Raw genomic sequence first — 11,915 nt, 5'->3', positions numbered from 1 at the left:
CGCCCCGCTCAGGCGCTCTGCCACCGGCAGGGAACGAGTAACGACCGTCAGCCGGGACTCGGCCAGCAGGCGCGCGGCGGCCGTGGACGAGCAGATCGCCATTACAGGACGGTGCCGTGCAGGGCACGGCTGATAAAGCCGTGCCTACGATGGAGAACGCTCCAGCCCCGACAGTTGCGATGCCCGCGCCGAGGCGTTGTCACCGGGTGGCTATCCGAGCCAAACGATGTTCAGCACGGTCAGGCGGTGCAGGGGTCTGTTGACCCAGTAGGTGAGGGACAGCCTGCCGACCGACGCGTAGCGCACGTCCTCGCCTTCAGGGTCGTCGGCGTTCCACTGCCCGAACCCCCATGGGTTGACCGCGGCGGCGTCCAAGACGTCCCACACGGTGTCCTCTGCGTGCTCGGGCAGGGTGTCGAGAACCTTCGCAGCCGGCGCGGAGAAGCGGACCGCGTGCGGTTGCCCGGTCACCGGCGCCTTCCCCGCAGCTCTGCCATGTCAATCGTCTCGCCGTCGTCGTAGCCGGAGGCGACGAACGCGTCGACCGCCGGGGCATGGGCGAGGCGGCCCTGCCAGTCCTGGACGACCTCGTACAGACCGGCGAGGGAGAACGTCCGGCGCGACTCCTCCAGCGCTGCCGTCCACTCCCGCTCGAAGGCCGGCACCCACTGCGGCGCACGCCGGTCGGCACGCAGCTGGGCGAGGAGTTCAGCCGGGGCACCGGGCGAGGGCGCATACGACGGGATGGGCGTGTGCTCAGGCTGAGCGCTCATGATCGTCCTCCAGGAAGTCCTGTCGCCCCACGCTAGTACTGCCGCTGCCATCAGGGTCCCAATTCAGGTGCGGCTGTTACATCACTGTGCCGCCGGATTCGGCGTACGCCACCGGGTCCGTGAGCAGTTTCCGCCGGTGACGCTCCTGATGCTCTGCACCCCTCGGTGGATTCGCTCTGGCGAGGGAACCCGGGTGCCAGTGGGACTGTAAATCGTTCGATGTAACTCCCGATCAAGGAAGATGCATCGATGACCAGTGAGAACGTGACCGAGGCCGAGACCGTCGAGCCGTCTGAGCCGAAGCCGTCGAAGGCGGTGGATGACCGGCTGATCGACGAGTTGGTGTCCCGGGCTCAGGCTGAGGGCTTGCAGCTGGCCGGTGAGGGCGGTCTGCTGCAGCAGCTGACGAAGCGGCTGCTGGAGTCCGCCCTGGAGGGCGAGATCACCGACCACCTCGGCTATGACAAGCACGATCCGGCCGGGAAGAACGGCGGCAACTCCCGTAACGGAACACGAGGCAAGACCGTGCTGACGGACGTCGGTCCGGTGGAGATATCCGTGCCCCGGGACCGTGACGGATCGTTTGAGCCGAGGATCGTCAAGAAGCGGCAGAAGCGCCTGTCCGGGGTGGACGAGACGGTGATCTCGCTGTCCGCGAAGGGTCTGACGACCGGCGAGGTCCAGGCCCACCTGGCCGAGGTCTATGGCGCCGAAGTCTCCCGCCAGACGATTTCGACCATTACCGACAAGGTCATGGACGGGATGGCCGAGTGGCAGAACCGGCCCCTGGACCCGGTCTATCCGGTGGTCTTCATCGACGCGATCCACGTGAAGATCCGCGACGGCGCCGGCGCGAACCGGCCGATCTACGTCGCCCTGGCCGTCACTGTCGAGGGCCGGCGGGACATCCTGGGTCTGTGGGCCGGCGACGGCGGTGAGGGGGCCAAGCACTGGATGCACATCCTCACCGAGATCAAGAACCGCGGTGTGAACGACGTCCTCATGCTCGTCTGCGACGGCCTGAAGGGCCTGCCGGACGCCGTCGAGACGGTCTGGCCCCGCACGACCGTCCAGACCTGCGTGGTCCATCTGCTGCGGAACTCCTTCCGCTATGCCGCCCGGCAGGACTGGGACAAGATCGCAAAGCTCCACCAACGCGATCGAGTCAGTGAACGCCCGCATCCGGCGGGCGGTCAAGGCCCGCGGGCACTTCCCGAACGAGACCGCCGCCCTGAAGTGCGTCTACATGGCGATCATGTCCCTGGACCCCACCGGCCGAGGTCAGGCCCGCTGGACCATGCGCTGGAAGACCGCACTGAACGCCTTCGACAGCACCTTCGACGGCCGACTCTCCGCAGCCCGGCAGTAACCCCAACCACCCTCGTTACACCGTTCGATTGACAGACCCCCCGGAGGCATAGGGCGCCGTAGAGGGTGCTACCTAAGCTTGTTCTTTATCTACCAAGATCTGCCAGGTTTACCGATGGCTTTGAGGGTCTCGGGGCGTTTGACGGTTTTGCCGACGTCGTAGCGGGTGGCGGGTCGCCGGTTCTTCGAGCCGAGGGGGCGTCCGGGCCCGGTTCCGGTCGGTTGAGGAACACGGGCCGGGCAGAGCAGGTGGGCGCGGATGTTCCTGAACCCGCGGCGGACCCGGGCCGGGGTGAGGCTGTCGGGCTTGGCCGGCTTCTCCCAGGGCCGGCGCAGATCGGTGGCCAGCGGCCGGGCGAGGCGAAGTTGGGTGTGGGCGACGACCAGGACCCAGGTCCAGCGGTCCGCCGCCTCGGGAGTACGAACCTTCGGGGTGGTCCAGCCGAGCGTCTGTTTCCCGAAACGGAACGTGTGCTCCAGATCGAATCTCCTGAGGAACACCTGCCACCACAGGTCCACGTCCGCCGGGGCGGCGCCGGTCTTCGAGGACCACAACCACACCGGCGGGGCCTCTCGTTCCTTCGAGAGGTGCGAGATGCAGGTTAATGGCGCTTCTCATGTGCTTGGGCGGGCTGGAAGATACTGACTTTGAAGTCGGGTTGTCGTAGGGGCTGACGGTTGCTGATCGTCGCGGTATGCCGGATGTATGAGGTATCCGCAGGGTGGGGGTCTGACCGCGGAGAGGCAAGCATTCCGCGAGCGGGTCCGGATGGAAGCGGTCGCGATGTTCGCCGTCGGGCGGGGCAGTGGCGAGGTCGCGAAGGAGTTACGGGTCAGCGTCCGGTCGGTCCAGCGGTGGCGGCAGGCCTGGAGTGCGGCCGGTCAGGACGCGGTCCGTTCCCGCGGCCCGGCGTGTCGTCCCAAGCTGAGCGACGCGCTGTTCGCCGTGCTTGAGGAGGAGCTTGCCAAGGGCCCGGTCGCGCACGGCTGGCCGGACCAGCGGTGGACGCTGGCCAGGATCAAAACCCTGATCGGCCGCAGGTTCCACAAGTCCATGACGCTGTCGGGCATCTCCCAGATGCTGCGGCGGCACGGCTGGAGCCACCAGGTGCCGGCCCGTCGGGCCGTCGAGCGTGACGAGGCGGCGGTGGACGGCTGGGTGAAGGACGTGTGGCCGCACGTGGAAACACCGCGGCGGCGCTCGAAGTCTGGATCGTCTTCGAAGACGAAGCCGGATTCTCGATGACGCCGCCGACCTCACGCACCTGGAGCCGACGCGGCACCACACCCGTCATCCGGGTCCGCGGACGCTCCCAGCGCCGCTTCTCCAGCGCCGCCCTGTGCTGCCACAAACCCGGCGAACGCTCCCGCCTCATCTACCGGCTCAAACGGCATACCGATCACAAAAGCGGAGGCCGCAAGTGCTTCGCCTGGACCGAGTACCGCGACCTCCTCATCGCCGCCCACCAGCAACTCGGCGGACCAATCATCCTCATCTGGGACAACTTGAACGTCCACAAAGAGCGCCGAATGAAGGCCTTCATTGACGCGCAGGACTGGCTCACCGCCTACCACCTGCCGTCCTACGCACCCGACCTCAACCCCGTGGAAGGCATCTGGTCAATCCTCCGCCGCACCAGCCAGGCCAACACCGCTTTCACCGACCCGAGCCACCTCATGCGCCGACTCCGACACGGTCTCCGCCAGATCCAATACCGCAGCGACATCATCAACGGATGCCTCACCGCTACCGGCCTCATCCTCAGGTCCGGCTCCGACGGGCCATACTGCGAGCCGCCGCAGCATGCGCTCCTGTGAAGCCGCGCTCAAGGAACCGGATCTGGAACCCCGCTCATTGGCCGAGTACGCGCTCAGCCAGACCACGGGACCGAGGACCACACGCCGAACCACTGCTCGGCGTCGAACTCCTCGAACCGCTCCATCTCGGTGAACCCCAGTTTCTCCGCGACACGTACCGAGCGGTCGTTGGCCACCTGGGTGCAGAGCACCACCGGCTCACCGGGAAACACGTCGGCGAACCAGCCGAGCGCCGCCGAACATGCCTCAAGAGCGTACCCACGTCCCCACGCCTCCGGCAGGAGCATGTAGCTGAGCTCGGCCTCCCCGGCATCAGGACGGACGTGCCCCGGACGCTCCGCGCCCCGCCGGTCAAGCGTGACGATGCCGATCATCGCCCCGTCGTGATCGACCACGAATACGCCTGGGCGCCGCCCGGGCACTTCAGGCACTGCATTCTCAAGCTCAGCACGCGGTCGGGGGCCACCGAGGTACGTCCGCACCTCTGACGAAGCGAACAGGTCAACGAACGCCGCACGGTCTCGGGCCTCGGGCTCGCGGAGCACGAGCCGCTCGGTCCGCAACGGGGCGGGCGGCCAGACAACGGGTCCAAGCTCAGCCATGACAGGTAACCTACCGACTTTCCCCCATGGCGGGAGCACCAGGCCCCGACATCACGCCTTCAACCTCAGTAACCGACTCCATGCGGCGTGCTGTCGCCGTCGTGGCTGGGCAAGAGCCGGAACCGACGGCGGATGGGCGGGCGTCCAGTCCTAACAGCAGGCATGAAGGCTGCGAGCCCGTCCGGAAGCGGGCCGGAAAGCCGGCCCGCCAACCGTTCGATCACCGGCGCGTGTCGATCCGCACCGCCGTAAGGCGTTGGTATGCCTGCAAGTAGAGCCGGTCGTCCCGGTGGGTCAGGTCACTGGGCCCGTCGGGCATGCCGGCCGCCTGTGCCGACAGGGTCCACGAGGCGCGGCGCTGTGCCAGGTCCACCGCGACGACCGCCTGACCCCCGCCGCTGACCGCCGCGTACAGTTCGCCTCGAAAGGGCCCCGGGACGGCGATTCGCTGGAAGGAGGGGCCGGGCTCGTAGGTCCAGAGTTTCCTGCCGGTCGACTCCTCGAACGCCGTGAAGGCATGCGAGGCGATGTGGACGGTGCCCTGTACGCACACCGGGGAGGTCAACAGGGTCTGATCGCGTTCGGGTTTGAGCGTCCAGGTGGGGGCGCCGGTCAGCAGGTCGACAGCTGTGATGACCTGGCTGACGTCGAAGACGTGGTGTTCCGAGACGACCGGCGGATAGACGCCTCCGGATGCCCCCGGAGCGGCTGCTTCCGCGTCGCTGCGCAACCTGGTGACCCACAGGAAGCGGCCGTCACGAACGTCGACCGCGAAGACGCGGGTGGCGTCGGAGCCGATCAGGCGCCCGTTCGCGACGACGGCGCGGAAGTACAGCGCCTCCGTCCGATCGGTGTATCCCCATGCGACGCGGGTACGCCAGCGCAGCCGGTGCGCGGCCAAGTCGTAGGCCAGCAGCCATGGTTCCGCACGGTCCTTGTCGGCCTCGTAGTAGGCCCTGATGTAGAGGGTGTCCGCGTCGGCGTTCAGAACCTCGCTGTACAGGCTCAGAGCGCCCAGTTCGTGTGGGCCGGCCGCGTCCGGCATGAGGCGGCCGGAGAGCGGGTCGAGATACCCCGCTGCAGGCGTGAGCTCCTCGTCGAAGGCGAGGGCGGCGAGGCGGCGGCCCGAGGCGGCGACCCGCAGCCTCGTGCTCGGCACCTCCCAGAGCATGCCGCCGCTCGTCGGCGACAGGCCGCGTACCGTCTCCCCGGGGAGGAGGACCAGTTCCTCGGTGGCGACCGGCGGACCGTAGACGGCGGACACGGGAACCGACCACTGCTGACGGGGAGAGCCGCCGGGAAGACCGCCGCTCGGGGACGGTACCGGCCCCGGCGCCCCCGATCCCCCTCCGAAGCCCGGTGACCTGCCCGTCAACCACAGTGCCGAAGCGCCGCCGGCCGCCACGGCCGCGGCGCCGGCGAGCAGCACGCGACGGGAGGGGTACGAGGGGCGCAGGGGCGGGGAATCCTCCCGTAGGGGCGTCCCGCCCAGCGACGCCAGTTCGTCCACGCGCCGCGACATGTCGGCGAGGACCTCACCCGGTAGCGACTCGGAGAACCGGGCGGCCTCGTAGGGGCCCCAGTGCGCAGCCAGCTCGTCGAGGGTGGGGCGGTCTCGGGGATCGGGTGACAGAGCGGACCGGATCACCTCCCGCAACGTGTCCGGCACCCCCGTCAGTTCCGGGGGCGCCCCGTCGCGCAGCAGCCGCAAGGCGTCGCGGCCCGGCCCTCCGTCGTACGGACCGTGCCCCGAGGATGCGAACACCAGCACGGCGGCCAACGCGAAGACGTCCCCCGGCGGACCGTGTTCCTCCCCTCGGACCAGCTCCGGTGACATGTACGAGGGCGTGCCGGCCGGCTCGCCCGCCGCGGTGAGCGGAGGGCCGCCGAGCGCCCGGGCCAGACCGAAGTCGATCAGCTTCGGGCCCTGGGCAGATATCAGCAGGTTGGCCGGCTTGAGGTCGCGGTGGACGAGCCCGGCACGGTGCAGGGTGGTCAGGGTGTCCGCCACTGCTGCACCGAGCATGACCACGGCCGCGACCGGCAGGGGGCCGGCGACGGCGACCGCCTCCGACAACGACGGTCCGATGAGGTACCCCGTCGCCAGCCAGGGAAGGGAGGCCTCGGCGTCCACCGCGAGGAACGCGGCCGTGTGGGAGGAGCCGAGCAGCCGTACGGCTTCCGCTTCGAGCAGGAGACGGTCACGGAAGCCCGGCCTGTCCTTGAGTTCGGTGCGGACGGTCTTCACGGCGGCCAGGCGGCCGCTTCCCGTCCGTGCCAGATAGACCGTCCCCATGCCGCCACCGCCGACGCGGCCCATCAGCGTGTAGGTGCCCACCCGAGCGGGATCGTCGGGGAGGAGGGGGAGAACCAAGGGCACGGGGCACCATCACTTTCCTTGGGGGCTGCCATCGCTAGACAGCCGGCAGGGCGAAGACCACACTCGGCTGGGCGACGATCAGGACGTCCGGCGTCGCCAACAGCTGGAGGGGGCTGGGGTCCTCCCGGCCGACGAAGGCCATCTGCCACAGCCGTTCACCCGACCGCAGGTCCAGCGCCGCAAGCTGCCGTCTGGTGGGGACGAACAGGGTGCGGCCCGAAGCACTCGTCGCCATGGTCCCCAGCAGGAACCACTGAAGGGGCTCGTCCAGCCGTTGCTGCCACACCGTGCGTCCGGTGTCCCTGTCCAGGGCGACGACTCCGTTGACCGGATCCGTCTCGCACAGCAGGGTGCCGGTCAGCAGGAGCGGGCTGTGCTGGCCGCCGAAGCGCAGGGTGGACTCCCACAACTGACTCCCGGGGGTGGCGTCGTACGCGCGGGCCCGGCCGGTGGAGAGGACGTAGAACCGGCCCGTTTCGTCAACGGCGGAGGCCGGACCGCTGTACACGCCCTCGTACGTGCGCTGCCAGAGGGACCTGCCGGTGGTGCGGTCGAAGCAGGCCAGGGGCACTTTGCGCGTCCCATAGGGATCCCGGTGGGGGTCGACTTCGGGGAGCACTTCCACGAGGAGCCCGGCCGGCGTGGGCGTGAGGGACAGCTCGTAAACGAAGTCCGCGGGCAACTCGCTGCGCCAGAGCTCCCTGCGCGCCGCAAGATCGAACGCGGCGAGGGCGTGGGTCGTGGCGGAGGCGCCGGCGGCAGGACCCATGTGCAGCCAGACGGTGTCGCCTTCGACTGCGAGTAATTCCAGGACGGTCGTGTTCTGTGTGTGGAACGTTCGGTCGATCCAGTGCGTCCGGCCGTCGCCCAGCGAGCACAGCACGAGGGCGTCGCGGGTCTGCACCAGGATGCGGCCCCCGCCGACGAGGAGTACAGGGTTGGCACGGCCGAAGGCGATCGGCCGCTCCCAGACTTCCTTTCCGCTGCGGACCTCATGGGCATGGAGGGTCTCGCCCCGGGTGACGAGGTAGCGCCCGGCACCCGCCACCCGTAGCAGGGTGGTCCTCGCGGTCACGTCGTCGAAGCGCCAGAGTGCGGTGGGCGGCAGTCCTGGCAGCGGGGCCGTCGCGAGGGGGCGGTCCGGTAAGGACCGGTCGGCCGGCTCCCGGGTCGCCGTCCAGGCAAGGGACGTACCCGCGCCCAGTACGGCGCCCGCCACGCCCGTGGCCAGCCGGGACAGGAGCGCTCGCCGTGTGAGCGGGCCAGCTGGGGAAGTCTGTCCGGTGGCGGAGGAGCGCGTCGGACCGTCCGCGGCACGGTGGAGGGGCCGAGTCGCGACATCCGTCCGGCGCGGGAGATCGCGGTCCGCGCCCTCCCCGAGATCCGCCGTCTCCTGCGCCTGGGCCGCGAGTGCGATGATCACCTTCCCGGGGGCGGGACCGTCCGCCACCGGGGTCGTCCTTGTGAGAGCGGACGTCTGCGACAGCTCGGCTGCGGTGGGACGGTCGCCCGGCACGGGGGCCAGAGCGGCGGCCACGGCTTCCGCGAGATCCGCCGGGAGCCCGTGTAACTCGGCCTTCCCATGGGACGCCCGGTAGGCCAGGACCTCAGGTGGACCTTCACCGAACGGAAACCGTCCCGTCGTCGCGTGCGCCAGCAGCACGCCCAGGGCGTAGATGTCGGCGGCCTGCGACGACACCCGGCCGCCGACTGTCTCAGGTGCCATGAAAGGGGCTGGCAGGGCCGACGGGGGAACGATCTCCTCGTCGCGCCGCCCCCGTTCGGCAGTCGGGCTTGTCCGGCAGGAGGACAAGGCCATCAGCAGAGGGCGCCCCGTCGTGAGCCAGACACCCGAGGGGACCAATGCGCCGTAGCTGACACCCTGCTGGTGCAGACCGGCCAGGGTCTCGCAGAGTGCGCCGCCCAGTGCACGGATGCGGTCCGCCGGCTGCGGTTCGAGTGTTCCGGTCGTGGAGCCGGCGACGGCGGCGAGGGTGACGGCAGGTATGTGGGCCAGGGAGGCCCACGGCGGCTCGTCCGCGGTGTGAAGCTCCAGTACCTCGGGAACGCCTGGCACCGAAACGCCGGCCAGGAGCTCGGCCGCCGCGCATGCGGCGCGAGGAAGCATGCAGATCAGGGCGTGAACATGCGCGCGGTCACGGCCCAGGTACATGGCCGGCGATGTGGCGGGCCGGGATGGGCGACCGCGTGCGGCGGGCCCCTGTTCCGCTCTCGGCTCAGGCCCGGAGCGCGCCGCTCCCGGGCTCGGCCATCGGGCGAGCACCCGGTACGGTCCGACGGACCTCGGGTCGCCGTCGAGCAGCCTCTCCATTACCCGTCCCCCTCATCGGCGGCCCTCACGGGGCCGTTTCACATGGCCGGAATCGCACTGACGCTCGAACCGCGCTGCCAGACCACCCTGCCTGCGACCGCGGCCCCCTGCCAGGGGGCCGCGGAGGCGATCGCCGGAGCGAACACGTACTGGGCCGCTGCCCGTCCGGTATGCACGGCAAGGACGCCCAGTTCGGGATTGGCGAGGGCGGCGTGGACGCTGGCGCCAGCCACCAGCGGCCCCGGGCGCGGGGCGAGTTCGGCGCCCGCGGCCACCGTCCAGGCCGCCTTGCCCGTCACCGCGTCGACGGCCCTGAGCTGAGCCCCGTCCCGCACGTACAGCTTGTCGCCCGTCGCCGTCGGCTCCCCGAAGCCCGCTCGCTCGTCGGCGGCCAGCTGCCACAGGCGGCCTCCCCCTCTCGGCGCCAGGGCGGTGAGCGCGGCTCCGCCCCCCAGCACCACGGCCTCGCTGGACATGGCGGGCCGGCACGCTTCGGTGTCGGGCGCCGGCCTGTCGGCGCCGCTGATGTCATAGCGCCACATCCGTGCACCGTCCGCCGCGGACAGGGCTACCACGGCCCCCGTGGCGGACACCACGGTCACCAGACCGTGCCCGCCGGCCGCCGCGACCGGGCCGGGTACGGGCAGCTTGCCGTGCCAGCGCTGGGTACCGTCAGCCGACCGCAAGGCGCGTATCTCGCCCGAATGGTCCAGGACGTACACGGTTTCACGGTCGACCGCCAGCAGACGGTCGGCGTCTGCCTTGATCCTCTTGAGAACCGCACCGCTGGCCGCGGCCAGGAACAACACGGCCCCGTCGGTGTCCAGCGCGACGGGACGGCTCCCGCCCAGCACCTCTCGTACGGCGGGGCCGCGCCAACGCCGTCGGCCCGAGACGATGTCGTAGGCGGCGAGCCCGCCGCCGCGCTCCTCGAAGTACGCCGCGCCGCCGATGTCCCCCGGCGGATAGCGTGGCGTGACCGCCGCGCCTTCAAGCGACCACAGCACCGGCGGCACCTCGCCGGGCTCACCGGACCAGCGGGGCGCGGGATCGTGCCCGGACGGCGACTCCGAAGAAGACCGGCCCCAGACCAGAGCCCCTACGGACGCGCCCCCGAGGACGACGGTGGCCGCCCCTGCCGACAACACGTTGCGCCGAGTGATCAGCCCGGCGCGGCCGGCCAGCGCGGTCGCGGCTCGTTCGATCTCCGCGGCGTCGGCGACGACGCTGGGCGGGAGCCAGCGTTTCGCCGCGCCCGCGCCGACCCCTCTCGGGTCCAGTTCGGCCGCGATCTCTGAGGCGGTGGGCCGATCGGCAGGCCGTTTCTCCATGCAGCCGCGTACCACCCGGGCCAAGGTGCCCGGTACGTCTTTGAGATCGGGTTCCTCGTGGACGATCCGGAAGTCGGCTCCGGCCTGATCACCGTTGTAGAACGCGTGCCGTCCCGTCGCGGCGAAGACGAGCAGCGCTCCGGCGCAGAACACGTCGCTGGCCGGTCCGAGCTGTTCCTGCATCACCTGCTCCGGTGACATGTATCCCGCTGTCCCTGGACGCTGTCCGGCGCTGGTGAGGGTGTGGTCCCCTGCCATGCGCGCGATACCGAAATCAACCACTCTAGGGCGGTTCAGGGCCATCAATACATTGGACGGCTTGAGGTCCCGGTGGACGACGCCCGCTGATTCCAGCGCCGTCAGCGCTCGCCCCAGCGCTCCGGCCAGGGCGCACACCGCGGGCACGGACAGCGGCCCGTGACGGCGTACGGCCTGTTCGAGGGTGGACGCCGCGACGAACTCCGAAGCCAGCCATGGCACTGCGGCCAAAGGCGCGGAACGAAGCACGGCAGCCACATAACGACCGCGCACCGAGGCCGCGGCGGCCACTTCCCGGGCAAAGCGGTCTCGCAGCGCCTGGTCGTTCAGCAACTCGGGACGGATCGTCTTCAGAGCCGCCCGCCGGCCGTGGCCCTTGGCCAGATATACCGTCCCCATGCCGCCTGCGCCCAGGATTCCCAGAATCCTGTAGCCGCCGAGCTCCGCGGGCACTCCGCTGGGCAGTGAGGCGATCACTGGCGTCATGGTCCCGCATACTAGATGCCCTACTGGCGTGGGCACCAGGCAGGCGCAGCGGGGCACAGCCGGCAAGGGCCGTAGGCACGGGCCTGTGCCGGCAGCGCCGAAAGCTATACCCGACGTGCCCATGGCATCACGAGGAGCGGGGGTGGAGATCACCGAGATGTTCCAGCCCAGGCCGACGAAGGCCCCTGCATCGACGCCTACACCACCGGTGATCCGGTCCACGCCGGCGACCTGACCGCGCACGAGGACAACTGGCCCACCTTCGCCCCCCCTCGCCCTGGCCGCCGGCTACAGCGCGGCCCACAGCCTGCCCCTGCGAGTCCCGTGCCCAGCATCGGGCGCCCTCAACCTCCTCGCCCACAGCCCCACCCCGCCTCACCACGGACGACACCCGCCGGCACCCGCCCCGCCTACGGCTCCGTGCGGGCGCGCTTCTCGGAGCGGGGGGGAGCGGCCCTGGGCAGACGACGCCTACGGCTTCGTCTCCGGTGTCGAAGCCAGCGTCGTAAAAGTGCCGGGTCCGCGTATTGCCACGGCCCCCTCGACCACCCGCACCACCTGGGGCCA

Annotated in this window: 7 protein-coding genes and 2 pseudogenes; 2 read left to right on the top strand and 7 right to left on the bottom strand. The window is 70.3% G+C overall.

Annotated features, from left to right (window positions below; translation table 11 throughout):
• Nucleotides 1–210 precede the first annotated feature (210 nt).
• Both SLAV_RS38490 and SLAV_RS38485 read right to left on the bottom strand, forming a co-directional pair.
• Entirely contained in the window at nt 211–471 is a 261-nt protein-coding gene (locus SLAV_RS38490) for a hypothetical protein (RefSeq protein WP_030241655.1), read from the bottom strand.
• A complete protein-coding gene (locus SLAV_RS38485) occupies nt 468–773 on the bottom strand; it encodes a DUF6247 family protein (RefSeq protein ID WP_030241652.1) in 306 nt (101 codons plus the stop codon). Before SLAV_RS38485 ends, SLAV_RS38490 begins: the two co-directional genes overlap by 4 nt.
• Before the next feature lie 249 nt (nt 774–1,022).
• Between SLAV_RS38485 and SLAV_RS38480 the strand changes: the two are divergent.
• Nucleotides 1,023–2,142 (top strand): annotated as a pseudogene (locus SLAV_RS38480) (IS256 family transposase).
• Nucleotides 2,143–2,231: 89 nt separating this feature from the next.
• On the opposite strand, the pseudogene SLAV_RS38475 reads toward SLAV_RS38480, so the two are convergent.
• Nucleotides 2,232–2,738, bottom strand: a pseudogene (locus SLAV_RS38475) (NF041680 family putative transposase); the annotation flags it as partial.
• A 109-nt stretch (nt 2,739–2,847) separates the two neighbouring features.
• On the opposite strand from SLAV_RS38475, the gene SLAV_RS43780 reads away from it, so the two are divergent.
• Nucleotides 2,848–3,959 (top strand): IS630 family transposase gene (locus SLAV_RS43780; protein ID WP_425276229.1). Its coding sequence is split into 2 segments (ribosomal slippage): nt 2,848–3,373 and nt 3,373–3,959, totalling 1,113 coding nucleotides; the frame shifts between segments, so codons are not numbered across the junction.
• A gap of 53 nt (nt 3,960–4,012) precedes the next feature.
• Here SLAV_RS43780 and SLAV_RS38460 read toward each other — a convergent pair.
• The 4 genes from SLAV_RS38460 to SLAV_RS38445 all read right to left on the bottom strand — a co-directional run bounded on the left by SLAV_RS38460 (nt 4,013) and on the right by SLAV_RS38445 (nt 11,570).
• Nucleotides 4,013–4,561 (bottom strand): GNAT family N-acetyltransferase, encoded by a 549-nt coding sequence (locus tag SLAV_RS38460; protein ID WP_030241640.1) that lies wholly within the window; start codon nt 4,559–4,561, stop codon nt 4,013–4,015.
• A 220-nt stretch (nt 4,562–4,781) separates the two neighbouring features.
• Nucleotides 4,782–6,941: a protein kinase domain-containing protein gene (locus SLAV_RS38455; protein WP_158741022.1), complete on the bottom strand. Its 2,160-nt coding sequence runs from the start codon at nt 6,939–6,941 to the stop codon at nt 4,782–4,784.
• A gap of 34 nt (nt 6,942–6,975) precedes the next feature.
• Entirely contained in the window at nt 6,976–8,667 is a 1,692-nt protein-coding gene (locus tag SLAV_RS38450; protein ID WP_159038050.1) for a PQQ-binding-like beta-propeller repeat protein, read from the bottom strand.
• Between the two features lie 644 nt (nt 8,668–9,311).
• Nucleotides 9,312–11,570 (bottom strand): protein kinase domain-containing protein, encoded by a 2,259-nt coding sequence (locus SLAV_RS38445; RefSeq protein ID WP_159038051.1) that lies wholly within the window; start codon nt 11,568–11,570, stop codon nt 9,312–9,314.
• Between the last annotated feature and the right edge of the window lie 345 nt (nt 11,571–11,915).

Source organism: Streptomyces lavendulae subsp. lavendulae (assembly GCF_002803845.1).
GTDB classification, from domain to species: domain Bacteria; phylum Actinomycetota; class Actinomycetes; order Streptomycetales; family Streptomycetaceae; genus Streptomyces; species Streptomyces lavendulae.
This window is presented reverse-complemented; position numbering and strand designations above follow the sequence as displayed.

What these genes read in the sequence shown, in the direction of transcription:
- SLAV_RS38460 (WP_030241640.1), bottom strand. Translation starts at nt 4,561, where the DNA reads ATGGCTGAGCTTGGACCCGTTGTCTGGCCGCCCGCCCCGTTGCGGACC.
- SLAV_RS38485 (WP_030241652.1), bottom strand. Translation starts at nt 773, where the DNA reads ATGAGCGCTCAGCCTGAGCACACGCCCATCCCGTCGTATGCGCCCTCG.
- SLAV_RS38450 (WP_159038050.1), bottom strand. Translation starts at nt 8,667, where the DNA reads ATGGCACCTGAGACAGTCGGCGGCCGGGTGTCGTCGCAGGCCGCCGAC.